The organism is Georgenia soli (genome assembly GCF_002563695.1).
Classification (GTDB): domain Bacteria; phylum Actinomycetota; class Actinomycetes; order Actinomycetales; family Actinomycetaceae; genus Georgenia; species Georgenia soli.
In genome coordinates this window covers 121,949-146,155 of record NZ_PDJI01000004.1, presented here as the reverse complement: position 1 = coordinate 146,155, position 24,207 = coordinate 121,949, and the positions used below count along the sequence as shown (strand labels likewise).

At 73.5% G+C, this 24,207-nt stretch carries 19 protein-coding genes; 2 read left to right on the top strand and 17 right to left on the bottom strand.

Annotation, left to right across the window (positions count from 1 at the left end):
* Positions 1 to 36: 36 nt before the first annotated feature.
* On the top strand, positions 37 to 1,980 hold the full coding sequence (locus ATJ97_RS02070) for a DEAD/DEAH box helicase (protein WP_211287295.1): 1,944 nt from the start codon (positions 37 to 39) through the stop codon (positions 1,978 to 1,980).
* A gap of 303 nt (positions 1,981 to 2,283) precedes the next feature.
* Here ATJ97_RS02070 and ATJ97_RS02065 read toward each other — a convergent pair whose 3' ends face one another.
* From ATJ97_RS02065 to ATJ97_RS02050, 4 genes are read right to left on the bottom strand one after another with little or no spacing between them, the layout of a single operon-like run.
* The gene (locus ATJ97_RS02065) at positions 2,284 to 3,909 is read right to left on the bottom strand and encodes a GTPase (protein WP_098482323.1); all 1,626 of its coding nucleotides are present in this window, start codon (positions 3,907 to 3,909) and stop codon (positions 2,284 to 2,286) included.
* Positions 3,906 to 5,675 carry a dynamin family protein gene (locus ATJ97_RS02060; RefSeq protein ID WP_098482322.1) on the bottom strand — a complete coding sequence of 590 codons (1,770 nt, stop codon included), beginning with the start codon at positions 5,673 to 5,675 and terminating at the stop codon, positions 3,906 to 3,908. The genes ATJ97_RS02065 and ATJ97_RS02060 overlap by 4 nt, the downstream gene beginning before the upstream one ends.
* Positions 5,672 to 7,021 (bottom strand): histidine--tRNA ligase, encoded by a 1,350-nt coding sequence (hisS, locus tag ATJ97_RS02055; protein ID WP_098482321.1) that lies wholly within the window; start codon positions 7,019 to 7,021, stop codon positions 5,672 to 5,674. Before hisS ends, ATJ97_RS02060 begins: the two co-directional genes overlap by 4 nt.
* Positions 7,022 to 7,081: 60 nt before the next feature.
* Positions 7,082 to 7,825, bottom strand: a complete 744-nt coding sequence (locus ATJ97_RS02050) for an MBL fold metallo-hydrolase (RefSeq protein WP_098482320.1) — start codon at positions 7,823 to 7,825, stop codon at positions 7,082 to 7,084.
* A gap of 243 nt (positions 7,826 to 8,068) precedes the next feature.
* Here ATJ97_RS02050 and ATJ97_RS02045 point away from each other — a divergent pair, with 243 nt between their 5' ends.
* Complete coding sequence (locus ATJ97_RS02045) at positions 8,069 to 10,003, top strand: DUF349 domain-containing protein (protein ID WP_211287017.1); 1,935 nt, start codon at positions 8,069 to 8,071, stop codon at positions 10,001 to 10,003.
* Positions 10,004 to 10,240: 237 nt separating this feature from the next.
* On the opposite strand, the gene ATJ97_RS02040 is transcribed toward ATJ97_RS02045, so the two are convergent.
* The 13 genes from ATJ97_RS02040 to ATJ97_RS01980 all read right to left on the bottom strand — a co-directional run bounded on the left by ATJ97_RS02040 (position 10,241) and on the right by ATJ97_RS01980 (position 24,203).
* On the bottom strand, positions 10,241 to 12,580 hold the full coding sequence (locus ATJ97_RS02040; protein ID WP_098482319.1) for a RelA/SpoT family protein: 2,340 nt from the start codon (positions 12,578 to 12,580) through the stop codon (positions 10,241 to 10,243).
* 200 nt (positions 12,581 to 12,780) lie between these two features.
* Positions 12,781 to 13,329 (bottom strand): adenine phosphoribosyltransferase, encoded by a 549-nt coding sequence (locus ATJ97_RS02035; protein WP_098482318.1) that lies wholly within the window; start codon positions 13,327 to 13,329, stop codon positions 12,781 to 12,783.
* Positions 13,329 to 14,444, bottom strand: coding sequence for a protein translocase subunit SecF (gene secF, locus ATJ97_RS02030; RefSeq protein ID WP_098482317.1), 1,116 nt, complete (start codon positions 14,442 to 14,444; stop codon positions 13,329 to 13,331). The genes ATJ97_RS02035 and secF overlap by 1 nt, the downstream gene beginning before the upstream one ends.
* Positions 14,444 to 16,639: a protein translocase subunit SecD gene (gene secD, locus ATJ97_RS02025; RefSeq protein ID WP_098482316.1), complete on the bottom strand. Its 2,196-nt coding sequence runs from the start codon at positions 16,637 to 16,639 to the stop codon at positions 14,444 to 14,446. Before secD ends, secF begins: the two co-directional genes overlap by 1 nt.
* A 54-nt stretch (positions 16,640 to 16,693) precedes the next feature.
* Positions 16,694 to 17,140 (bottom strand): preprotein translocase subunit YajC, encoded by a 447-nt coding sequence (gene yajC, locus ATJ97_RS02020; protein ID WP_098482315.1) that lies wholly within the window; start codon positions 17,138 to 17,140, stop codon positions 16,694 to 16,696.
* A 102-nt stretch (positions 17,141 to 17,242) separates the two neighbouring features.
* Complete coding sequence (gene ruvB / locus ATJ97_RS02015) at positions 17,243 to 18,244, bottom strand: Holliday junction branch migration DNA helicase RuvB (RefSeq protein ID WP_098482314.1); 1,002 nt, start codon at positions 18,242 to 18,244, stop codon at positions 17,243 to 17,245.
* A 13-nt stretch (positions 18,245 to 18,257) separates the two neighbouring features.
* Positions 18,258 to 18,866, bottom strand: coding sequence for a Holliday junction branch migration protein RuvA (gene ruvA, locus ATJ97_RS02010; RefSeq protein WP_098482313.1), 609 nt, complete (start codon positions 18,864 to 18,866; stop codon positions 18,258 to 18,260).
* Between the two features lie 85 nt (positions 18,867 to 18,951).
* A complete protein-coding gene (ruvC, locus tag ATJ97_RS02005; protein WP_098482312.1) occupies positions 18,952 to 19,572 on the bottom strand; it encodes a crossover junction endodeoxyribonuclease RuvC in 621 nt (206 codons plus the stop codon).
* 102 nt (positions 19,573 to 19,674) lie between these two features.
* Complete coding sequence (locus tag ATJ97_RS02000) at positions 19,675 to 20,436, bottom strand: YebC/PmpR family DNA-binding transcriptional regulator (RefSeq protein WP_098482311.1); 762 nt, start codon at positions 20,434 to 20,436, stop codon at positions 19,675 to 19,677.
* 10 nt (positions 20,437 to 20,446) lie between these two features.
* On the bottom strand, positions 20,447 to 21,115 hold the full coding sequence (gene pdxT / locus ATJ97_RS01995) for a pyridoxal 5'-phosphate synthase glutaminase subunit PdxT (protein WP_098482310.1): 669 nt from the start codon (positions 21,113 to 21,115) through the stop codon (positions 20,447 to 20,449).
* 194 nt (positions 21,116 to 21,309) lie between these two features.
* Positions 21,310 to 21,864, bottom strand: coding sequence for an NUDIX hydrolase (locus ATJ97_RS01990; protein ID WP_245862003.1), 555 nt, complete (start codon positions 21,862 to 21,864; stop codon positions 21,310 to 21,312).
* Positions 21,861 to 22,778 carry a pyridoxal 5'-phosphate synthase lyase subunit PdxS gene (gene pdxS / locus ATJ97_RS01985; protein ID WP_098482308.1) on the bottom strand — a complete coding sequence of 306 codons (918 nt, stop codon included), beginning with the start codon at positions 22,776 to 22,778 and terminating at the stop codon, positions 21,861 to 21,863. The genes ATJ97_RS01990 and pdxS overlap by 4 nt, the downstream gene beginning before the upstream one ends.
* A gap of 123 nt (positions 22,779 to 22,901) precedes the next feature.
* The gene (locus tag ATJ97_RS01980; RefSeq protein WP_098482307.1) at positions 22,902 to 24,203 is read right to left on the bottom strand and encodes a PrsW family intramembrane metalloprotease; all 1,302 of its coding nucleotides are present in this window, start codon (positions 24,201 to 24,203) and stop codon (positions 22,902 to 22,904) included.
* Positions 24,204 to 24,207 lie beyond the last annotated feature (4 nt).

Here is a 24,207-nt window from a genome sequence, read left to right as displayed (position 1 = left end):
CCGCCCTCGTGAGACAGGTTTTCTGTGAGCACCCCTGTGACTGACCTCGCCCCCGCACGCCCGGCCACCGACGACACGCCGGAGACCCCGGCCGCCGCCGTCGCGCTCGAGATCCCCGCCGACGCCGCGCCGGAGGCTGCCGGCCGCACCTTTGCCGACCTCGGGCTCCCCGCGGACCTCCTCGCCGCCGTCGAGGACCTCGGCTTCACCACCCCCACCGACATCCAGGCCGAGGCCATCCCGGTGCTGCTCTCCGGGCGCGACGTCGTCGGCATCGCCCAGACCGGCACCGGCAAGACGGCGGCGTTCGGCCTGCCGCTGCTCGAGGCCGTCGACGCCGCGGACCGGTCGGTCCAGGCGCTGGTGCTCACCCCGACCCGCGAGCTCGCCATGCAGGTGGCCGACGCCGTCGCCTCCTTCGCGCACCGCACCAAGAACCTCACCGTCCTGCCCGTCTACGGCGGCTCGAGCTACGTGCCCCAGCTGCGTGCGCTGAAGGACGGCGCCCAGGTCGTCGTGGGCACGCCGGGCCGCGTCATGGACCTCATCGAGCGCGGCAGCCTCAAGCTCGGCGGCGTCAAGTTCCTCGTCCTGGACGAGGCCGACGAGATGCTGCGGATGGGCTTCGCCGAGGACGTCGAGGAGATCGCCTCGCACGTGCCTGCCGACCGTCGCACCGCGCTGTTCTCCGCCACCATGCCGGCCGCCATCAAGCGGGTCGCCGCCACGCACCTGACCGACCCGGTGCGCGTGGCGGTCACCCGACCCGCGTCGACCGTGGCCACGGTGCGCCAGACCTACGCCGTCGTGCCGTTCAAGCACAAGACCGGCGCGCTCGCCCGCGTCCTGGCGACGACCGACGCCGAGGCAGCCATCGTCTTCGTGCGCACCAAGGGCACGGTCGAGGACGTCTCCCTCGAGCTCTCCTCGCGCGGCATCTCCGCCGCGGGCCTGTCCGGCGACGTGCCCCAGAAGGAGCGCGAGAAGCTCGTCGAGCGCCTGCGCGCCGGCAGCCTCGACGTCCTCGTGGCCACCGACGTCGCCGCCCGTGGCCTCGACGTCGAGCGGATCGGCCTCGTCGTCAACTTCGACGTGCCCCGCGAGAACGACGCCTACGTGCACCGCATCGGCCGGACCGGCCGTGCGGGACGGACCGGCACCGCACTGACGTTCCTCACCCCGCGCGAGCGCTCCCGCCTGCACCAGATCGAGAAGGCCACCGGCTCCTCTCTCGAGGAGATCGCCATCCCGACGCCGGCGGACGTCTCCGCCCACAAGGCGCAGCAGCTCTTCACCCAGATCTCCGCACGACGCGAGGCCGGTCGGCTGCACATGTACCGCGACGTCATCACCGCCCATCTCGAGGAGACCGGGACCGACCTGCTCGAGGTGGCCGCCACCCTGGTCGCTCTCGCCGTCGGGGACGAGGGGCCGCGCCGCCGCGAGGACGACGGCGAGACCTACCCCCGGATCCGGCGCGAGGAGCAGGTGGACGAGGACGGCACGTTCCTCGGCGCCAGCTTCGACGAGGGCTTCGCACCGCGCGCCTCCCGCGGGGGCGAGCGCGGTGCGGCCGAGCGCGGCGGACGTCGCCCGCGCGTGGCCGGCGCCCGCTACCGCGTCGAGGTCGGCCACAAGGACGGCGTGCAGCCCGGCGCCATCGTCGGTGCGATCACCGGCGAGGGCGGCCTGCGCGGCTCCGACCTGGGCAAGATCGACATCTTCCCCAGCTTCTCCCTCGTGGAGATCTCCGGTGAGATGACGCCCGAGACGAGCCGCCGCATCGGCGCCGCTCGAGTGGCGGGCCGTCCGCTGAAGATCCGCCCGGACGAGGGCCCCCGCTCCGGTGGTGACCGCGGTGACCGCCGTGGCACCGACCGCAAGCCGTTCAAGGCCAAGCGCCACGGCGCCGGCCAGGGCGACCACGGCGAGCGTCCCTTCCGCTCGTCCCGCCCGGTGGGTGCGCGTCGGGCGTACTGACGCACCGCCGTCGCCGGCGGCGGGCACGTCTGCGCGCCCTGACGCGCCGGTAGCCCGTCGGCTCGGGCGGAGCGTCCGCTCCACCTGACTGCTCTGCCAGAACGCCCCCTCCACTGGCTGCACTGCACGAGGTTGTCGATCTGGTCGTGGACCACGACCAGATCGACAACCTCGTCGCCGTCTCCGGGCCAAGGGGGCGTGAGCCGGCAGAGGCCGGCGCCCAGAGCGTCATCGGGCGGTGGGCAGGCGGGCGAAGTGTCAGCGGGCCGGAGCGCGAGCGCCAGTGGGCCGGGACGGGAGCCCTCAGCGCGCCAGTGCGGTGACGGTGCGGTGGAAGGTCGCGAACTCGGCGAGCTGCTCCTCCAGCGGCGTGACGACCTGCGCCTGCACCGTCTCCTGGACCACGGCGCGCAGGCGCTCGTCCACCCGCCGCGCGCGTCGGCGCGCCCCGAGGCGCGCGAGCACGGCGCCGACCACGGCGAGCACCAGCCCGACGGCGACCCCGCCGACCAGGAGGGCCGTCGGCCAGGGCACCGGCCCCGCCATCGGGGTGACCGGCTCGGGCAGGCGCAGGTAGGCGACCCCGGCCAGGACGCCCAGCCACCCCGCCCCCACGACCGCCGCCGCCAGGAAGAGCCACTGCAGGAGGCCCAGCACGCCCCACCACGCGGGACGCCGGGTCTGCTCGAGCTCCGCACCGGCGATCCGCTGGTCGAGGGAGTCGACCAGGGAGGGGATACGCGCCTCGACGTCCTGCAGCACGTCGTCACGCCAGGAGCCGGGGAGGTGCGTCGTCGACGACGCGACCAGGGCGTGCGCGGCCGAGCGGACGGCCGCCTCCTGCACCGGGGTGGGTGCGGGCAGCGACGTGCGGGTCAGGCTGCCGTCCTCACGAGCGGTGTCCAGGTGCAGGCGGCGCAGCGGGTCCGGCCGCAGCCGCGCGACCCAGCGCACCGGCGGCCAGCCCACGCGCCTGCGCGCGGCGCGCACGTACGAGCCCCGGACCGCCTCCCGGACCGCGTCGACGCCCGCTGCCTGCGCGGCCGCGGCGCTCAGCCGGGCGGCCGGCCGCTCCCCCACGTGCACCGGGGGTTCGCCGTCGATCCCGTCGAGCTCGGCCGCGCGGGCCAGCTCGGCGGCGCTGGTGCGTACGTCGGCCGCCAGGCGCAGCCGGGCAGCCCGGGTGGTCGCGACGACCGTCGCCACGCGGTCTCGCAGCTCGGCCACCCCCTCGCCCGTGCGCGCGGAGACCGGCAGCACCTCCACCCCGGTGAGGCCGTCCCGCGCCAGGATCGCGCCGAGGTCGCGCAGGACGCCCTCCCGCTCCCCGGCCGCGAGGGTGTCGATCTGGTTGAGCACCACGAGCGTCACGTCCGCGTGCGCGGCCATGGGGGCGAGGTAGTCGCGGTGGACGATCACGTCCGCGTACTTCTGGGGGTCGAGGACCCACACGAGCACGTCCACGGTTCCGGCCATGCGGGTGGCGATCCGGCGGTGCTCCCGAGCGGTGGAGTCGATGTCGGGCAGGTCCAGCAGCACGAGCCCGTCGAGCTCCTCCGGGCCGGTGGCGCCGGTGCGCTCGGGCACGTCGAGCCAGTCGAGCAGCTCTGCGGCGTCGTCGTCGCCCCACACCGCGGCGAGCGGGCGCGTGGTGGTGGGCCGGCGGGCGGCCGCCCGGGCGACCTCGCGCCCGACGAGGGCGTTGAAGAGGGTCGACTTCCCCGAGCCGGTGGCGCCGAGCAGCGCGACCACGGTCCGGCCGGTCGCGAGGTTCTGCCGCTGCTCGGCGCGCTGCACGAGGGCCTTCGCCCGTTCGACGGTGACGGCGGGAAGGTGGTCGGCGGCGACGTCGACGGCCTCGCGCAGCTTGTCGAGGTCCTCGGGCAGGCTGGCGGTCGGGTCCGCGCGGTGGCGGTGCAGGAGCCTCACAGGCCGGCCTCCGCCCGGCGGGCGGCACGCACGGCGGTGATCGCCCCGGCGATGCGTTCGGTGGCGGCAGGGTCGACACCGAGGTCCGCCAGCGCGTGCCGGTAGCTGTCGGCCTGCGCAGCGAGCAGCTTCCCCGCCCGTGCGTGCAGGTCCTTGCGGGCCGCGGTGGTCATCTTCCGCACCGCCTCGTCGCCGAAGACGGCCTCGAGGAGCTTCTGGGCGACTACGGCGGTCCCGCCCGCGATGGCGATCTCCGCCCCGGTCAGGCCGGCCGTCGAGGCGAACATGACCACCATGAGTGCGATCCCCAACCCGTTGACACCGAAGGAGAGCATCCGCGCGGTCAGCCGCTTGTCGGCGCCCTCGCGGCGGACCATGCCCAGCAGCTCGTCCTGCCAACCACGGACCTCGGCCGCGGCGTCCTCCGTGAGACGTTCCTCGCTCGGCAACGCCGCGGTGGCGGCCGCCAGCACGTCACGGGCGCCGGGCTCCCGCCGCCACAGGTGGTCCACCTCGGCCGCGGCCCGCTCGGCCTCCGCGACGAGCAGCGTCTGCAGCCCCGTCTCGATGGCGACCTCGACCTGCTCGGTGGGGGCCGGCCGCCCCCGGAGGAAGTTCCCGATGCGGTCCCGGACGCGCCCCACCTGCGCCTCGACGGACCGGAAGAAGTCCCCGGTCCCGACGAACTCCTGCCAGCGGGAGAGGACCTCCCCGCGCAGCATCGCGCCGTCGGCCGTCGCGGTCATGATCCGGTGGTGGGCCTGGGCGTAGGCCTCGTCCACGTGCGCGGCCAGGCGCACGAGGGCCTGGGTCTGGTGCTGGGTGCCCTCGGCGACGAGGGAGGCGCGGGCGAGGGCGGCGTCGACCGCGCCGCCGAGTGTCTGCCGGGCCACGGAGGCTCGGGAGCCGGCGTCGGCCGCGATGCCGCGCAGCCAGCCCTGGAGCGGGGCGACGTCGTCGGCGGGCAGGAGGCCGTCCTCCCCCATGGTGGTCTCGCTGATGACGAAGAGCGGGGCTCGGCCGAGCCCCTCGTCCTCCAGCCGCGACGCGAGGTCGTGCCGGACCTCGGCGCTGACGCCGTGCGGAACGCGGTCGAGGACGACGGCGACGACGATCCGCCGGTCCGCCGCCTCGGTCAGCAGCGCCCACGGGATGGCGTCGCCGTAGCGGGCGGCCGTGGTGACGAAGACCCACAGGTCGGCCGCGGCCAGCAGCTGGTTGGCGAGCTGGCGGTTCTCCGTGACGACGGAGTCGATGTCTGGCGCGTCGAGCAGCGCCAGGCCGCGCGGCAGGGCTCCGGAGGCGCGCAGCTCGAGCTCCCGGTGCACGCCGGCCTCGCCCGCCGTGCCGGGGGTGGGCGGCGAGCCGGGGGCGACGGTGACGCGGGCGAGCCCCGGGAAGATGCGGTCGTCCGCGAACCAGGCGGCGTCGTCGGGATGATGGACCAGGAGCGGCCGACGGGTGGTGGGCCGGATGGCCGAGGCCGTCGTGACGTGCTCGCGCACCAGCGCGTTGACGAGGGTCGACTTCCCCGCCCCGGTCGAGCCGCCGACGACGGCGAGCAGGGGCGCCTCCAGCTGCTCGTACCGGGGGATGACGTAGTCGGCGAGCTGGTCCAGGACCTCCTGACGGTCCGCGCGCGACATGGCGGCGTCCTCGATGTCGAGCGGGAAGGTCACGTCCTCGAGCACCTGGCGCAGCTCGCCCAGCGCTCCCAGGACCGCACGGGCGCCGTCGCCCGTGCCCGCCGGGATGGACGTGGTCATCGCGCCCCCGCGCCCTCGCCGGTCACCACGCGGGGCCACCGGTCCTCCGCCGGGGGTTCCCAGGCTCCGGCGTCGGCGGGGACCTGCTCGCCCGACCGGATGTCCTTGACCTCGTCGCCCTCCTCGCCGGGGAACCAGACGAAGGGGATCCCGCGCCGGTCCGCGTACCGGATCTGCTTGCCGAACTTCGCCGCCGCCGGCGCGACGTCGGCGGGGATGCCGCGGGCGCGCAGCGCCTGGGCGACGCGGTCGGACGTGCGCCGGTGCTCCTCGTCGGTGACGGCCACGAGCACTGCGGTCGGCACGGCGCGGGTGGCGCCGGCGAGCCCGTCGCCGAGCACACGGGCGAGCAGGCGGGAGACGCCGATCGACAGCCCGACGCCCGGGAAGGTGCGCCGCCCGTCCGAGGCGAGGGAGTCGTACCGGCCGCCGGAGCAGATCGACCCCAGGTTCTCGTGCCCCACGAGCGTCGTCTCGTAGACGGAGCCGGTGTAGTAGTCGAGGCCGCGGGCGATCTTGAGGTCGGCGACGACGGTGCCGGGCGAGCGCTCGTGGGCCGCCTCGACCAGGGTGACGAGCTCCTGCAGGCCGGTCTCGAGCAGCTCGGAGCGGGCTCCGAGGGCGAGGACCTGGTCGGCCACCGAGGCGTCCGTGCCGCTGATGGAGGCGAGCTCGAGCGCGAGGCCGGCCTGGTCGGGGGTCGCGCCCGCCTCGTCCATCAGCGACCGGGCGACCCCCTCGGGGCCGATCTTGTCGAGCTTGTCGATGACTCGCAGCGCCGACTCGACGTCCTCGAGGCCGATCGCCTCGTAGAACCCCTGCGCCACCTTGCGGTTGTTGACGCTGATGCGCACCGGCGGGATGGGCAGGGCGGCGAGGGCCTCGGCCATGACGAGCGGCAGCTCGACCTCGAAGTGGAAGGGCAGCGTGTCGGCACCGACGACGTCGATGTCCGCCTGGGTGAACTCCCGGAAGCGCCCGTCCTGGGGCCGCTCGCCGCGCCAGACCTTCTGGATCTGGTAGCGCTTGAACGGGAAGGCGAGCTGCCCCGCGTGCTCGAGGACCCAGCGGGCGAACGGCACCGTGAGGTCGAAGTGGAGCCCGAGCTGCTTGTCGGGGTCGGTCTCCTCGTCGACGTCCTCCTGGAGGCGACGCAGCAGGTAGACCTCCTTGGAGGTCTCCCCCTTCCGCAGCAGCTGGGAGAGCGGCTCCACCGCCCGCGTCTCGATCCCGGCGAACCCGTGCAGCTCGAAGGTGCGGCGCAGCGAGTCGAGGACATGCTGCTCGACCACGCGGCCGTCGGGGAGCCACTCGGGAAAACCGGACAGTGAGGACGCTCGTGCCATGGCGCCGATCTTTCCATCCTCCCGGCGCAGCGAGCGATTCGGCCCGCCGTACGGGTGCTCTCAGCGTGCGGAGAACGCCGCCCGCACGTGCGGGTTCGCGGCCAGCTCGCGGGACAGGACGGTCGAGGGTCCGTGGCCCGGCAGGAGCACCGTGGTCGGCGCGAGGGAGGAGGAGAGCGTGCGCAGCGTGGCGATCATCTCGCGCTCGTCTCCGCCGGGCAGGTCGGTGCGGCCGACGGACCCGGCGAAGATGACGTCCCCGCACAGCGCGACGAGGTACCGGCCGGTCGCGTCCGGGTGGACGTCCGGACCGGTCGGGATGGCGCCCGCGGTGACGGGCGCGCCGCTCAGGAGCAGGACCGTAGAGCCCTCGGTGTGGCCGGGCGCAGGCACGGCGCGCACCGTCACACCGGGCACGATCTCGGCGCCTCCGCCGGAGAACAGCTCGCCGGGCAGCGGCCGCACGTCCGTGGGGCGCCGCCACGGGTCGACGGCGAGGTCCTGGAACAACGTGGCGAGCGGCTCGCCGAGGGCGCCGGCCGGGTCGTCCAGCCGGTACAGGTCCGGAGGCGCCACGTAGACGGGCGCGTCACCGGCCACGGCCGCCGCGTCCCAGAGGTGGTCGGCGTGGGCGTGCGTCAGGGCGACAGCGCCCACCTGCAGCCCGTGCTCGGCGAGCAGCCGCCTGACCTCGGGGGCGGACCCGGCCCCGGGGTCGACGACGAGCGCCGCGGCGCCGTCGTGCGGCGCCACCACGTAGCAGTGGGCCTCCAGCACGGTGGTGGTCGTCCTCAGCAGAAGCATGGCGCCAGGCTATCCGGCGGGCGAGCCGGGCCGGCGCGGGACCGCCCGGGCCGTCGTGTTGTCCCGGAGGCTTGCGCGATTCCCTAGACTGAGAGCCGCGTCACGTGCCCGTACCGGCCCCTGCCGGCCCGGGAGACCCGCAGCCTCACGGCTGCGTCACGTGGACGGCCCGGTACGGACGTGCCGGGGAGTACCGAGAACGGTGTGGCAACCGCCTACCCCGTCATCCCGAAGGAGTGACCCGTGACCGAGCAGCCGACCTCGCGCGACAGCCAGGAGCCCACCACCGAACAGCCCTCGTCGCCGGGGGACGACCAGCCTCAGGACGTCCAGCCGCAGGACGTGGGCGCTGCTGCCGACGGTACCGCGGGCGCCGAGGACGGCGGCACGGCTGCCGAGGCGTCTGCCGACCAGGCGTCCTCCGCGACCGACGTCACCGGCAGTTCCGGGTCTCCGCTCGGCGCCGGGGACTCCGGTCCGGCGGAGGAGTCCGCGCCGGCCGCGACCGACGGCGTGCCGGCTACGGCGTCGGACGAGCAGTCCTCCTCGAGCGGGGACGTGCCGCCGAGCGGCGGTGAGGAGGTTCCCCCGACCGCGGGCGAGGACGTGCCGCCGACCACCGGCGAGGAGATTCCCCCGACCGCGGGTGCGGAGGCGCCTCAGGCAGCCGAAGCGGCGGCCGGCACGCCGGTCGACACGTCCGGCACCCCCGAAGCATCTAGTGCCACCGAGGCGCCGGCTGAGGGCGCCGGCGCTCCGGAGTCCCCGACCGGTTCGGAGCCGGCGGCTCCGGCCCCGTCGGCTTCGGCCCCGTCCGTCCCGAGCCCGTCCGCCATGCCGCGCCCGCGCCCGGTCCCACGTCCCGTGCCCACCCCGGCGGCGGTGGCGCCTGTGGCGTCGCAGCCCGCGGTGGTGCCGCCGGTCGACCCGCACGACGCTGCCGAGGCGGCTGCCTGGGGACGCGTCGACGACGACGGGACCGTGTGGGTGCGCGAGGCCAGCGGCGAGCGGTCGGTGGGCCAGTACACCGGTGCAGACACCGAGGAGGCGCTCGGCTTCTACGTCCGTCGCTTCCTCGACCTCCAGGCCCAGGTGGCGCTGTTCGAGGCTCGGCTCCCCCAGCTCGCCCCCAAGGAGATCGACCAGACCCTCGCCACCCTGTCCGAGTCGCTGGAGGCGCCGGCCGCCGTCGGGGACGTCGACGGGCTGCGCCAGCGGCTCGAGCGGCTGCGCGAGGGCGCCGAGGAGCGGCGCAAGCAGGCGGCCGCCGAGCGTGAGGCGGCCAAGGCCCAGGCCGTCGCGGAGCGCACCGCCATCGTGGAGAAGGCGGAGCAGATCGCCGAGCAGGACCCGGCCCGCACCCAGTGGAAGCAGTCCGGTCAGCGGCTCCGCGATCTGCTCGAGGAGTGGAAGAACGCGCAGCGCAACGGCCCGCGCCTCGACCGCGCGACCGAGGACAAGCTGTGGAAGCGCTTCTCGCACGCGCGCACGGCCTTCGACCGCCACCGTCGCCAGTACTTCTCCGAGCTTGACGCCGCCCAGAGCTCCGTCAAGGACACGAAGGAGCGGCTCATCGCCCGTGCGGAGGAGCTCTCGTCCTCGACCGACTGGGGCCGGACGGCCGCGGCCTACCGCCAGCTGATGGACGAGTGGAAGGCGGCCGGCCGCGCGTCCCGCAAGGACGACGACGCGCTGTGGGCACGCTTCCGGGCCGCGCAGCAGCGGTTCTTCGACGCCCGCAGCGCCCAGAACGCCGAGATCGACGCGGAGTACGGCGAGAACCTCAAGGTGAAGCTCGCGTTGCTGGAGCAGGCGGAGGCCCTGCTGCCGGTGACGGACCCGCGCGCCGCCCGTGCCGCGCTGCGGCCCATCCAGGACCAGTGGGACGAGGCCGGCAAGGTGCCCCGCGCCGAGGTTCAGCGCGTCGAGGGCCGCATGCGCGCCGTCGAGCAGGCGGTGCGCGACGCCGAGCAGGCCGAGTGGGACCGCTCGAACCCGGAGACCCGGGCGCGCGTCGAGGGTGCTGCCGCGCAGCTGCACTCGGCGATCGAGCAGCTCGAGGCCGAGCTGGAGAAGGCGCGCGCCGGCGGTGACGCCAAGCAGGTGGCGGACGCCGAGGCGGCGCTCGAGGCCCGCCGGGCCTGGCTCGACCAGATCCAGCGCGCCGCACAGGGCTGAGGCCGCACAGGGCTGGGAAAGGGCGTGCGGCGGAGCACCCGCTCCGCCGCACGCCGGACCCGGCAGGGGGCCAGCGCTGCACGCGCTGTCGGTCAGCGGCTGGTCGGCCTGCACGCGATCACGGGCGCGACCGATCAGCACCCGGTCGGGGCGGGGACCGATCAGGCCAGCGCCGATCGGCCAGCACCCGTCAGCGCACGGTCAGGCTTGCGCCCGTCGGGCAAGCACCAGGTCGGGTCAGCGGCCCAGGTCCGGCGCCGGGGTCCGCGCGCTGCGCGTACCGGTGACGCGGTAGGCGTCGAACACGCCGTCGATCTTTCGCACGGCGGCGAGGACGTGCCCGAGGTGCGACGGCTCGGCCATCTCGAAGACGAACTTGCTCAGCGCGACGCGGTCCCGCGAGGTGCTCACCGAGGCCGACAGGATGTTCACGTGGTTCTCGGACAGCACCCGCGTGACGTCCGAGAGCAGGCCGTTGCGGTCCAGCGCCTCCACCTGGATCTGCACGAGGAAGGAGCTCTGGGCGCTCTTCGCCCAGCTCACCCCGACCATGCGCTCCGGCTGCGACCGCAGGCCCTCGAGGTTGCCGCAGTCCGCCCGGTGCACCGACACCCCGGACCCGCGTGTGATGAAGCCGACGATGGGGTCGCCGGGCACCGGCGTGCAGCACCGGGCGAGCTTGACCCAGATGTCCGTGTCGGACATGCCCTCGACGACGACGCTCGTGTCTCCCGTGCGGGCACGCGGCCGGTGCTCCCCCGGCATGGTGGCCTCGGCGAGGGTCTCCTCCGCCCCGGACTCCCCGCCCATGGACTGCACGAGCTTCTGGACGACGTTCGTGGCTGAGATGTGGTTCTCGCCGATCGCCGCGTACAGCGCCGAGACGTCCGCGTAGCGCATCTCCGTGGCGAGGGCCGAGAGCGAGTCGTGGCTCATCAGGCGCTGGATCGGCAGGTTCTGCTTCCGCATCGCCTTGCCGAGCTGGTTCTTCCCGGCCTCGATGGCCTCCTCGCGCCGCTCCTTGGTGAACCACGCCTTGATCTTGTTGCGGGCACGCGGGCTCTTGACGAACGTCAGCCAGTCCTGGCTGGGGCCGGCGCCCTCGGACCGGGAGGTGAAGATCTCGACCGTGTCGCCGTTCTCCAGCATCGAGTCCAGCGGGACGAGCTTCCCGTTGACCCGGGCACCGACGGTCCGGTGGCCGACCTCCGTGTGCACCGCGTAGGCGAAGTCCACCGGGGTCGCACCGGACGGCAGCGCCATCACGTCGCCCTTCGGCGTGAAGACGTACACCTGGGCGCCCGACATCTCGAAGCGCAGCGAGTCGAGGAACTCCCCCGGGTCGGCGGTCTCGCGCTGCCAGTCGACGAGCTGGCGCAGCCAGCCCATCTCCTCCGTCGCGAGCGGCGTCTCGGCCTTGCCGCCCTTGGTGTTGGGGTTCTCCTTGTACTTCCAGTGCGCCGCGACACCGTACTCGGCGCGCCGGTGCATGTCGTGGGTGCGGATCTGGATCTCGACGGGTTTGCCGCCCGGGCCGACCACGGTGGTGTGGAGGGACTGGTAGAGGTTGAACTTCGGCATCGCGATGTAGTCCTTGAACCGCCCCGGGAGGGGGGTCCAGCGGGCGTGCATCGCGCCCAGGGCCGCGTAGCAGTCACGGACCGTGTCCACCAGCACGCGGACACCGACGAGGTCGAAGATGTCGTCGAAGTCGCGGCCCCGCACGATCATCTTCTGGTAGATCGAGTAGTAGTGCTTGGGCCGCCCGGTGACGATGCCCTTGATCCGTGCCGTCCGGAGATCGTCCTCGATCTGGAGCCGCACGGTGCGCAGGTACTCGTCCCGGGCCGGTGCCCGCTCGGCGACGAGATGGACGATCTCCTCGTACACCTTCGGGTAGAGGGTGGCGAAGGAGAGGTCCTCGAGCTCCCACTTGATGGTGTTCATCCCGAGACGATGGGCCAGCGGGGCGTAGATCTCGAGGGTCTCGCGGGCCTTGCGCTCAGCCGAGGCGGCCGGGACGTACTTCCAGGTACGGGCGTTGTGGAGCCGGTCGGCGAGCTTGATGACCAGCACGCGGATGTCCTTGGCCATCGCCACGACCATCTTGCGCACGGTCTCCGCCTGCGCGGCGTCGCCGTAGGTGACCTTGTCCAGCTTCGTCACGCCGTCGACCAGCAGGGCGATCTCGTCGCCGAACTCGCTGCGCAGCTGCTCGAGCGGGTAGTCGGTGTCCTCGACGGTGTCGTGCAGCAACGCCGCGGCGAGCGTCGACGGCGTCATCCCCAGCTCGGCGAGGATGGTCGCGACGGCGACGGGGTGGGTGATGTACGGGTCGCCGCTCTTGCGCATCTGGCCGCGGTGGGCCTTCTCCGCCACCTCGTACGCCCGGACGATCAGCTGCGTGTCGGCCTTGGGGTGGTTCGCCCGCACGGCACGCAGCAACGGCTCGATCGCGGGCGGGCTGGAGTGCCCGCGCGAGCCGAGCCACACCAGGCGGGACCGCACGCGGGAGCCGGGCACCACCGTGTCGGTGCCGCTCCCCTCGCCCGCCGCCGGGACCCGATCACCTGCCATTGGTCGATCCTACGGCGTACCCGCTCGCGGGCACGCATTCGTTTCCTGCGGGCGAAGGGCCGGCGGTACGTCCGGGCCCGGCACGGACGTCAGGAGCCCTCACCCCGCGCCCGGGCGGCGCGAAGGCACCGCCCGCGCGAGGAGCCCCGGAGATCCGGGCCGACGGGCAGACGAGCGGTCAGGAGATCGAGGCCAGGCGGTCAGTAGACCAGGACGGAGTCGACCTGGTAGCCGTCCAGCTTGCTCCGCCCGCCGAGCGCCGCGAGCTCCAGCAGCATCGCAAGGGCGACGACCTCGCCCCCGCTGCGCTCGACGAGCTCGATCGCCGCCGCGCCCGTGCCACCCGTGGCGAGCACGTCGTCGATCACGAGGACGCGCTGGCCCCGCTCGATGGTGTCCGGCCGCAGCTCCATGCGGGCGGTGCCGTACTCGAGGGCGTAGTCCACACCGATGACCGGGCCGGGCAGACGACCGGCCTTGCGGACGGTGATCATGCCGACGCCGAGCTCGATCGCGAGCGGCGCGGCGAGGATGAAGCCGCGCGACTCCAGTCCCGCGACGGCGTCCACCCGGCCCCGGTAGCTGTCCGCCAGGCCGCGGACGAGCCCCTCGAAGGCCGGACCGTCGGCGAGCAGGGGCGTGATGTCGCGGAAGAGCACGCCGGGTGCCGGGAAGTCCGGGATCTCCCGCACGTGCTCGCGCACGAGGTCCGTCAGCTCCGGCGAGAAGCTCGGCGCAGGTGCAGTCATCATCGTCCCTTCTTGCGGCGGCGCGGCTGGGCCGCGTTGCCGAGGTGGTGCCCGGCGACGATGCCGACGCCGGTCAGGTCCTCCGTGCGGGCGACGAGGTCCACCGAGCCGCCCTCGCCCGACTCGCCGGCGGCGGCGCGGCGCCGCTCACGGCGTTCGAGCACCATCTTGGTGTGCTTGACGACGGCCTCGTTCCGCTCCCTCAGCTCTACCTCGAGCGGGGCGGCGAGGAAGACCGACGAGAGCGAGGACAGCGTCATGCCGACGAAGAGGGCCAGCGCGATGTCGCGCAGGGTCCCGGCGCCGAGGAGGAACGCACCCACGAAGAGGATCGAGGCGACCGGGAGCAGTCCCGTGACGGAGGTGTTGATCGAGCGCACGAGCGTCTGGTTCACGGCGAGGTTGGCGCCCTCGGCGTACGTGCGCTTGTCCTGCGTGTACAGGTCGGCGTTGTTCTCCCGGACCTTGTCGAACACCACGACGGTGTCGTACAGGGAGTAGCCGAGGATCGTGAGGAACCCGATCACCGAGGCCGGGGTGACCTCGAAGCCGACGGCGGCGTAGACGCCGACCGTCACGACGAGGTCGTGCAGCAGCGCCCCCACGGCTCCGAGCGCCATCGTCCAGGTCCGGAAGTACAGCGACATCCCGACCGTGATGAGGACGAGGAAGATGACCAGGCCCTGCAGGGCCTTCTGGGTCACGTCCGCGCCCCACGTCGGGCCGACGAACGTCGCAGCGACGTCCTCCGGCGGCACCTGGTACGCCTCGGCGAGGGCGCCCTGGACCTGGGTGGTCTGGTCGTTCGTCAGGCGCTCGGTCTGCACGCGCACCGAGCTGCTGCCGACGGCGGAGACGCGCGGCGGCTCGCCGGCGCCGAGGTCCGCGAGCACCTTGTTCGCGGGCTCCTCGCTCGTGGTGGCGGCGCCGGAGACCGTGAACTGGGACCCGCCGCGGAACTCGATGCCCGGGTTGATGCCCTTGACGGCCAGGATGAGCACCGAGGCGATCATCAGCACGGCCGCGGCGATGAACCACGTCCGGCGGCGGCCGATGAAGTCGAAGGACCGTCGGCCCGTGTAGAGCTCGTTGCCGATCTGCGCGAACGACGCCATCACCGCTCACCTCCCGTCGTCGAGGAACCGTCGTCGTCACCGTTGGCCCGGCCCTCGTTCCCGGCCGGCGGGACCTCGTCCCCGGCCGAGGACGAGTCGTGCGCCGTCCCGGGCACGCCCTCCGCCGCCCTTGCCGCGTCGCCTGCCGGCGCGCCGTCGTCCGCGGGCGGTCCCGGCTCCTGGGCGGCCTCCTGCTCGGCGAGGCGGCGTGCCTCGGCCCGCTCGGCGGCGCGTCGCTCCGCGATCGTCATCCGGCGGCCCTCCTCGTCCACCCGTGGTGCGGGCAGCGGCGCCGCCGGGGCGCTCGCGCGGCGCCGGGTGCTCCCCGTAGCGGTGGAGTCGTCCGACGGGGTCTCCGACGCCGAGCTGCCGGTCGTCGTGCTGCCCCGGGTCGTCGACGCGGCGGAGGCGCCCGCCGAGGCGGCGACCCCTGCGCCGACGAGCTCGCGCTCGGGAGCCTTCTCGGTCGCGGGCGTGGACGAGCCCGGCGCCCGGAACTGTCCGCGGCCGCGGTAGGTCATGGACGTGGCGCCGAGGCTCTCGGGCGAGAGCCCGGAGAGCCTGTGGCCCTGGCCGAAGAACTTCGTCCGCACCAGCAGCTGCATGACGGGGTGCGTGAAGAGGAACACGACGATGACGTCCACGATCGTCGTCAGCCCGAGCGTGAACGCGAAGCCCTGAACGCCACCGACGGCGAGGAAGTACAGCACGGCCGCCGCGGTGAAGTTCACGGCGTCCGAGGCGAGCACCGTCCGCCGCGCGCGCGGCCAGGCGTGCTCGACCGCGGAAGCGAGGGTGCGGCCCTCGCGGACCTCGTCACGTATGCGTTCGAAGTACACGATGAAGGAGTCGGCGGTGATACCCACCGCCACGATGAGGCCGACCACGCCGGGCAGGGAGAGGCGGTAGCCGATCAGCCAGGACATCAGGGCGATGACGCCGTAGGTGATGATCCCGGCGAGGACCAGGCTCGCCACCGAGAGCAGGCCGAGGCCGCGGTACTGCCACAGCATGTACACCACGACGAGGGCCGCGCCGATGAGCCCGGCCAGAATGCCCTTCGAGAGCTGCTCGGACCCGAGGGTCGCGGAGATCTCCTCCTGCGACTGCACCTGGAAGTCCAGCGGGAGCGAGCCGAAGTTCAGCTGGTTGGCCAGGTTCGCAGCGGTCTCCGGCGTGAAATTGCCGCTGATCTGCGCACGGCCGTCGTAGATCGCGCTCTCCATCGTCGCGTTCGAGATGACGAGACCGTCGAGGACGATCGCGAACTGGTTCTGCGGAGGCTGCATGTTCAGCAGCCGCTCGCTGAAGTCGCCGAACGTCTTGGTGCCCGCGCGGTCCATCTCCAGGCTGACGACCCACTTACCGGTCGCGCCTCCCTGGCTGTTCACGCCCATGCCGGAGGACGCGGACGCCACGTTGGTCCCCTCGAGCGCGGTCGGGCCGAGGATGAACTTGGCACTGCCGTCCTCGGAGCACGTCACCAGGGGCGCGGCGGGGTTGTCCTGCACGCCGCCGACGAGGTTCTTCGGGTCGGTGCAGTCGAGGGTGTAGAAGTCGTAGCTGACCTTCTCGGTGATCCAGTTCAGGTCCGAGCTGTTGGCCGGCTCGGTGGCCGGCTTGTCCGAGAGCTTCCCGTCGCCGTCGGTGTCGGCGGCCTTCATCGCCGCGGCGTCGATCTCCTCCTTGGTGGGCGGCGTCGTCGACCCCTCTGTCGGCGCGGCGCTGGGCTCACCGGTGGCGCCGTCGGTGGGCGTCTCCTCGGACTGCGCCAGGGCCGCGGGGTCGATCGTGCCCGGGCCGGCGACGGTCAGCACCGGCCGGAACCGCAGCTGCGCCGAGCGGCGCACCAGGTCCAGCGTCTCCTGGTCGGGGTTGCCGGGCAGGGAGACGACGATGTTCGAGCCGCCCTGGCTCGTGATCTCCGCCTCGGCCACGCCGGAGGCGTCGACACGCTGGCGGATGATCGAGATCGCCTGCTGGACGTCCTCCTGGGTGACCTCCGAGCCGTCGGTCGTCTTCGGGGTGAGGATCAGCTGCGTCCCGCCCTCGAGGTCGAGCGCGAGCTTCGGCGTCATCGCCGCGTCCTCGGTCAGCTTCGTGCCCGCGAGCAGCGAGCCGAACAGCGCGATGACGAGGACGGCGAGGAAGCCGAGCGTGCGGCGAGGGCGTTCTCTCTTCTGGCGTTGCGCCACCGGATTCTTCTCTCGTGCAGGCGCGCCGAAGAGCGCGCGCGATGGTGGGCCGGGTCAGGCTCGGGGCGTCGCGCCCGGCTCGCCGCTCTCGTCGTCACGGGTGAGGCGGCCGCTGCCGTCGACCTCGGGGCCGCCCGGGCGGAACTGCGTGCCGGTTCCCGCGCCCGGGTCGAGGGAGGAGGCGTCGTCAGGGACGACGGCGGAGGCGCCGGTCACGCCCTCGTCCTCGTCGACCACGGCGAACGGCGGCTCCTTGACCTCCTTGATGGCGCTCTTGAGCCAGATCGTCTCCACCCCGGACGGGCTCTCGAGGGTGACCACGTCGCCGTCGATGTCCACCACGCGGCCGAAGAACCCGCCGATGGTCATCACGGAGGCACCCGGGACGACCGTCTTGGCCAGCATGTCGCGCTGGGCGGCCGCCTGCTTCTTCCCGCGGCTCGTGACGAACCACATCATGCCGATCATGAGGGCCAGGAAGATGATGATTGTGGGGTCCATCGGGAAAGGCTCCGGTAACGGTCGAGGGCTCGAACCACATGAGTCTAGGCGCAACCGCAACAGGGCCGGTACCAGCGTCCACGCCGCGTGGCGCGGGAGGGGTCAGCCGAAGAGGGTCGCGTCGCCGGGGCGCTCCATCCCGAGGTGCTCGTACGCGGCGGCGGTGGCCATCCGTCCGCGCGGCGTGCGCACCACGAGGCCCTCGCGCACGAGGAACGGCTCGGCGACCGTCTCGACGGTCTCGGGCTCCTCGCCCACGCTGACGGCGAGCGTGGTCAGCCCGACCGGTCCGCCGCCGAACCGGGCGCACAGGGCGTGCAGCACCGCCCGGTCGAGCCGGTCGAGGCCCAGCCGGTCCACCTCGAAGACGTCGAGCGCGCCGTGCGCGGCGGCGAGGTCCAGCACGCCGGTCCCCCGCACCTGGGCGAAGTCCTGGACCCGGCGCAGCAGCCGGTTGGCGATGCGGGGCGTGCCCCGGGAGCGGGACGCCAGCTCGTGCGCGGCGTCCTCGTGCAGCGTCGCGCCGAGCAGACCGGCGCTGCGGTGCAGCACCCGCTCGAGCTCCTCGGGCGAGTAGAACTCCAGGTGCCCGGTGAAGCCGAACCGGTCGCGCAGCGGCGCCGGCAGCAGGCCGGCCCTCGTCGTCGCCCCGACGACGGTGAACGGCGGCAGGGACAGCGGGATGGACGTGGCCCCGGGCCCCTTGCCGACGACGACGTCGACCCGGAAGTCCTCCATCGCCAGGTAGAGCATCTCCTCCGCGGGCCGGGCGAGCCGGTGGATCTCGTCGATGAAGAGCACGTCCCGGTCCTGCAGCGAGGACAGGATCGCGGCGAGGTCGCCGGCGTGCTGGATCGCGGGGCCGGAGGTGAGCCGGAGCGCACCCTCGACCTCGGCCGCGATGATCATCGCCAGCGTGGTCTTGCCGAGCCCGGGCGGACCGGAGAGGAGGACGTGGTCGGGCGGCGTGTCGCGGGCCTTGGCGGCGTCCAGGACGAGCGAGAGCTGGTCGCGCACCACCTCCTGCCCCACGAAGTCGGCGAGCCGGCGTGGTCGCAGGGCGGCCTCGGCGGCGCGCTCGATGTCGTCCGCGCCGGTGTCCATGACCTCCTGCTCCTCAGACACGCGCGTGCCCGCCCAGGTGCTGCAGCGCGGCCCGCAGGATCGCCGGGACGTCGGACGGTGCCTCGTCCCGGCCCATGACCGACGCGACGGCTCCGGAGGCGATCTTCTCGCTCCAGCCGAGCTGGACCAGGGCGTCGACCACCTCGGGCGCATCCCCCGCTCCCTGCTCCACCACCGGGGCGGCGGCCGCGCCGTCACCGGGGGCACCGAGCTTGTCCCCGATCTCCAGGACGATGCGCTGAGCCCCCTTGCGCCCGATCCCCGGGACGCGCTGCAGTGCCGCGAGGTCCTCGCCGGCGACGGCGCGGCGCAGTCCGTCCGGCGTGTGCACCGCCAGCATGGCCAGGGCCAGGCGCGGCCCCACGCCCGAGACCGTCTGGAGAGTCTCGAAGACGCCGCGCTCGTCGTCGTCCGCGAAGCCGAAGAGGGTGAGCGAGTCCTCGCGCACGACGAGGGAGGTGGCGAGCCGGGCCTCGCGGCCCACGGTCAGTCCGGCGAGCGTCGTCGGGGTCGCCCGCACGAGCATGCCGACACCGCCGACACCGACGACGGCATGGTCGAGGCCGACGGCCTCGACCGTCCCGGTCACAGACGCGATCATTCAGGTCCTTCCTCGGCCGCGACTGTCGCGGCCCCTCTCCGACCGGCACCGACGGCCGCGAACACGTGTACGACTGCGGACCAAACTACCCCTTGGGGGCGACGGCCCCGGCCCGGCGCGCCGAGCGCTCGGCCTCCGCCCACATGCGCTGGGCGGGGGTCAGCCCCGGGCCGGCGGCGCGCGGCAGGGTGTCCGCGCCGCCGTACTGCGCGCGCACCGCGCTGCCCACGCCGCCCCCTCTCCACGCGTGGCAGATGGCCAGCGCGAGCGAGTCCGCGGCGTCCGCCGGCCGGGGCTTCTCCTCGAGACCGAGGATGCGGCGGACCATCTCCTGCACCTGCGGCTTCTCGGCGCGACCGTTCCCGGTCACGGCGGCCTTGACCTCGCTCGGGGTGTGCAGGGCGAGGGGCAGGTGCGCCCGTGCGGCGGCGAGCATCGCGACGCCGGCCACCTGCGAGGTGCCGGTGATGCTTCGGACGTTGGCCTGTGCGAAGACGCGCTCCACGGCGACGACGTCGGGACGGTGCCGGTCGATCCACTGGTCGATCTCCTCCGCCACCGCGAGGAGGCGCAGGTGCGGTGAGAGCTCCGCCGGGGTGCGGACGACACCGACGTCGACGAGGCGGACCCGCCGTCCGGTCCCGGTCGTCTCCACGACGCCGAGGCCGCAGCGGGTCAGTCCGGGGTCGACTCCGAGGATGCGCACGGCCCTACTCTCGCACCCGCCACCGACGCACCGGGGCAGCGCCCCGCCCGCGGCGGGCGGTGTCGCTCACGCGGCAGGCGGTGATGGGACGGTGCCGCCGGGTCAGTCCTCCTCGTCGAGGGCGGCCATGACCTCGTCGGAGGCGTCGAAGTTGGCAAAGACGTTCTGCACGTCGTCGCAGTCCTCGAGCGCGTCGATGAGCCGCAGGACCTTGCGCGCACCCTCGACGTCGACCTCGACCTCCATCGAGGGGACGAACTGCGCCTCCGCGGAGTCGTAGTCGAGCCCGGCCTCCTGCACCGCCGTGCGCACCGCCACGACGTCGGCCGCCTCGGAGATCACCTCGAAGCTCTCCCCGAGGTCGTTGACCTCCTCGGCACCGGCGTCGAGCACGGCGGTGAGGACGTCGTCCTCGGTGAGGCCGTCGGTCTTGGGGACGATGACCACGCCGCGCCGGGTGAACAGGTAGGACACCGAGCCCGGGTCGGCGAGGTTGCCGCCGTTGCGGGTGAATGCCACGCGCACGTCGGAGGCGGCGCGGTTGCGGTTGTCCGTGAGGCACTCGACGAGCACGGCGACGCCGCCGGGGGCGTACCCCTCGTACATGATGGTCTCGTAGTCGGCACCGCCGCTCTCGGCCCCGGACCCGCGCTTGACGGCGCGGTCGATGTTGTCGGCCGGGACCGAGGCCTTCTTGGCCTTCTGGATGGCGTCGAAGAGGGTCGGGTTGCCGGCCGGGTCACCGCCGCCGGTGCGGGCCGCCACCTCGACGTTCTTGATGAGGCGGGCGAACAGCTTGCCGCGCTTGGCGTCGATCGCCGCCTTCTTGTGCTTGGTGGTGGCCCACTTGGAGTGACCGGCCAATGTGTGCTCCTCAGATGCTCGAGTGCTGCGTGGCGGCCACGGCGTTCTCGCGGACCAGCTCGACAAAGTACTGGTGCACGCGCGTGTCGTCACCGATCTCCGGGTGGAAGGCGGTCGCGAGCAGGCTGCCGTGGCGGACTGCGACGATCCTACCCGTGCCCTCGCCCGGCCCGCGGCCCGGCGGCGTGGCGGGGGTGTCGGTGGTGGCGAGGACCTCGACCCCGGGACCCGCCTCCTCCACCCACGGCGCCCGGATGAACACGGCGTGGAGAAGGCCGCCACCGGCCTCGAGCGCGGGGGCGTGCAGCGGCCGCTCGAAGGAGTCGACCTGCCGGCCGAACGCGTTGCGCCGCACCGTCATGTCGATCCCGCCGAGCGTCTGCTGGTCGGCCGGGCGGTCCAGCACCCGGTCCGCGAGCAGGATCATCCCGGCGCACGAGCCGAACACCGGCATGCCGGCCGCGATGCGCTCTCGCAGCGGGGCGAAGAGGCCGAACGCGCGCAGGAGCTTGTCCATCGTCGTCGACTCCCCGCCGGGCAGGACGAGCCCGTCGACGGTCGCGAGCTCCTCAGGTCGTCGGACCGGGACGGCGGCGGCGCCCGAACGGGTGAGTGCGGAAAGGTGCTCACGCACGTCGCCCTGCAGGGCGAGCACGCCGACGGTGGGGCGGACTGTCACGAACGGCCAGTCTAGTGCGGTCCGGCGCCCGCTCCTTCCACCCCGTCCTGGCGAGACGTCACTCCCTCCCCGAGATGTCACGAGCTCCCCCGCGAGACATCAGGCGTGACGAGGCCTCACCACGGTCCGAGGGACGAGTTGACGCCTCGCGGAGAACTTGACGCCTCGCGGAGGAGATGACCTCTCGCCGGGGGCTAGACCGAGAACTCGTCGAGGTGCTCGACGCTGCCGTCCCAACCCTCCAGCAGGCGGCGCACGAGCCGTGGCAGCGCTCCGGGGTAGACCACGGCACCGGCGGCGACGGCGGCCTCGAGCTCGTCGAGGTGCCACCAGCGCATCTCGTCGAGCACGTCACGCTCGAGCAGCGTCCAGCCCTCGTCGGTGACGGCGTCCGCGGAGTCCACGCGGGCGAGGAAGAACTCCTCGTCCTGCCGGCACGTCACCCGGGCGAAGTCGAAGAGCGCGCTGCGGGTCAGGACCGGCCCGACGAGCTCCTCGTGGGCGACGGCGAGGCCCGTCTCCTCGCGGACCTCCCGGACGGCGCCGTCGTGGGCGCTCTCCCCCGCGTCCAGCCCGCCGCCGACGGTGAACCACCAGCTGCGGGTGACCTCCCCGGCGTCGTGGCCGCGCACGAGCAGCACGCGGTCGTCGTCGTCGAGGAGGATCACCCGGGCAGCCCGGCGGAACGGCACGCCGTCGGGTCCCGGCTCCCACTCGGGGCCGAGGCCGTAGGTGGGAGCCTTCGTCACCAGCCGCGCTCGGCGAGGCGGTGCGGGACGGGGATGTCGTCGACGTTGATCCCGACCATGGCCTCGCCGAGGCCGCGCGAGACGTCCGCGACGACGGACGGGTCGTCGTAGAACGTCGTCGCCTTGACGATGGCGGCGGCACGCTCGGCCGGGTTGCCCGACTTGAAGATGCCGGAGCCGACGAAGACGCCCTCCGCGCCGAGCTGCATCATCATCGCCGCGTCGGCCGGGGTGGCGATGCCCCCGGCGGTGAAGAGCACGACGGGGAGCTTGCCGGCCTCGGCGACCTCCTTGACGAGGTCGTACGGGGCCTGCAGCTCCTTGGCGGCCAGGTAGAGCTCGTCCTCGGGCAGGGTCTGCAGGCGGCGGATCTCGTCGCGGATCTCGCGCATGTGCGTGGTGGCGTTGGAGACGTCACCGGTGCCGGCCTCGCCCTTGGAGCGGATCATGGCGGCGCCCTCGGTGATCCGGCGCAGCGCCTCGCCCAGGTTGGTGGCCCCGCAGACGAAGGGGACGGTGAACTTCCACTTGTCGATGTGGTGGGCGTAGTCGGCCGGCGTGAGCACCTCGGACTCGTCGACGTAGTCGACGCCGAGGGCCTGGAGGACCTGGGCCTCGACGAAGTGGCCGATGCGCGCCTTCGCCATCACGGGGATCGAGACGGCCTCGATGATGCCGTCGATCATGTCGGGGTCGCTCATGCGGGCGACGCCGCCCTGGGCCCGGATGTCGGCGGGCACCCGCTCGAGCGCCATCACGGCCACCGCGCCCGCGTCCTCGGCGATGCGCGCCTGCTCGGGGGTGACGACGTCCATGATGACGCCGCCCTTGAGCATCTCCGCCATCCCGCGCTTGACCCGGGCGGTGCCCTGCTGCGGGGCGGAAATCTCGTTGGCGAACTCGTTCTCAGACACGGTGACCTCGGTGTGGGGCGGCGGAAGGGCCGTGGTGCAGGCCCGCGTCCGAGTCTAGTCGGGCTCCGCGGACGCCCCGTCCGGGCGTTCACCTGCTGGCCAGGGCGGGCGGGCGAGCAGGCGTCAGCGCACCGGTGCCGTGTACCCGGCCCGGGCGCGCACGACGCGGTCCAGGAGCTCCTGCTCGTCGAGGCGGGCGCCGACGTCGTACCTGCCGGTCAGAGCCCGCTGGCGGGTGAAGGCCAGCGACGTCGACGCACGCTGGAAGTCCGTCATCGCCCGCGCCGCGCCGGCCCCGCGGGAGGCGGCCCAGCGCCGGGCCGCGCGCCGGCCGCCGAGCGAGGTGAGCATGTGGATCTCGTAGGGCGCGAACCAGCCGGCCTGGGCGTACTCGGTCAGGCGGTGCCCGATGGTGGCCTTCTCGTCGTTGCGCAGCCACACCACCAGGACGATGCCGGCGGCGAAGAGCGGGACCTGGAAGAGCCAGTAGAGGACGTCGTAGAGCGCCAGCGCCGCGGAGCCGTTCCACACGGCGTGCAGCATCACCGCCCCCAGCCAGCCGAGCGGGAAGAGCCAGAGCCACGAGTACCGGCCGGCGGTGCGGGAGGCGAAGCCGAGCGCGATGCCGATGACGGCGGTGAAGGTGACGTGGGCGAACGGCGACTGGATCGCCCGGGCGAGAAACACCTCGCTGAGGACGTCGCTGTACTGGACGAAGTACAGGATGTTCTCCGTGAAGGCGAACCCGGCCGCCACGACGGCGGCGTAGACGATGCCGTCGACCGGCCCGTCGAAGAACCGGCGGCGCAGCAGGAAGATCAGCAGGACGCCGAGGCCCTTCGCGCTCTCCTCCACCAGCGGGGCGCCCACCACCGTGCCGAGCACGGAGGCGGCTAGCGAGCTGCCCGTCGTGCCCATCACGTAGAAGGCGAAGGCCTCGTTGAGGATGAGCGAGACCGCGGTCGAGACCCCGACGCCCCACAGGAGGGCGGTCAGCAGCAGCCACCGAGGCTCAGGCTCCCACCGGTCCACCCACATGATCGCGGCGAGCACGCCGACGAGCGGGAGGAAGGCCAGGAACCCGGCGAGCACGGTCCCGCCCACACCGCCGCCCTGGCCGGCGACCACGGAGAGCAGCCACAGCGCCCCGACGAGTCCGAGGGCGATGCCGACGATCTCGAAGACGAGGGTGGAGGTCCGGCGCGGGCGGCGGTGCGGCCACTGCGGCGCGGCGGGGATCTGAGGGGCGCTCTGCCCGGCCGGCGTGACGAGCGGGGCGTAGGGCGACCCGGGCGCCGGCGACTGCCCGTACCGCGACCCGGGCGCCGGTGCGCGCCCGTACGAGCTCGCGCGGGGCTCGCCCCTCCGGCCGGGACCGCCCTGCGGATCCCGGGGCGCGAACGGTGACCGACCGTTTGACGACATGGGC

Excerpts from the sequence above, each read along its gene's own strand:
- ATJ97_RS02060 (WP_098482322.1), bottom strand. The coding sequence starts at position 5,675 with ATGACCACGTCCATCCCGGCGGGCACGGGCGACGGCGCCCGTGCGGTC.
- hisS (WP_098482321.1), bottom strand. The coding sequence starts at position 7,021 with ATGGCACGAGCGTCCTCACTGTCCGGTTTTCCCGAGTGGCTCCCCGAC.
- ATJ97_RS02050 (WP_098482320.1), bottom strand. The coding sequence starts at position 7,825 with ATGCTTCTGCTGAGGACGACCACCACCGTGCTGGAGGCCCACTGCTAC.
- ATJ97_RS02040 (WP_098482319.1), bottom strand. The coding sequence starts at position 12,580 with ATGGCAGGTGATCGGGTCCCGGCGGCGGGCGAGGGGAGCGGCACCGAC.
- ATJ97_RS02035 (WP_098482318.1), bottom strand. The coding sequence starts at position 13,329 with ATGACTGCACCTGCGCCGAGCTTCTCGCCGGAGCTGACGGACCTCGTG.
- secF (WP_098482317.1), bottom strand. The coding sequence starts at position 14,444 with ATGGCGTCGTTCGCGCAGATCGGCAACGAGCTCTACACGGGCCGACGG.
- yajC (WP_098482315.1), bottom strand. The coding sequence starts at position 17,140 with ATGGACCCCACAATCATCATCTTCCTGGCCCTCATGATCGGCATGATG.
- ruvB (WP_098482314.1), bottom strand. The coding sequence starts at position 18,244 with ATGGACACCGGCGCGGACGACATCGAGCGCGCCGCCGAGGCCGCCCTG.
- ruvA (WP_098482313.1), bottom strand. The coding sequence starts at position 18,866 with ATGATCGCGTCTGTGACCGGGACGGTCGAGGCCGTCGGCCTCGACCAT.
- ATJ97_RS01980 (WP_098482307.1), bottom strand. The coding sequence starts at position 24,203 with ATGTCGTCAAACGGTCGGTCACCGTTCGCGCCCCGGGATCCGCAGGGC.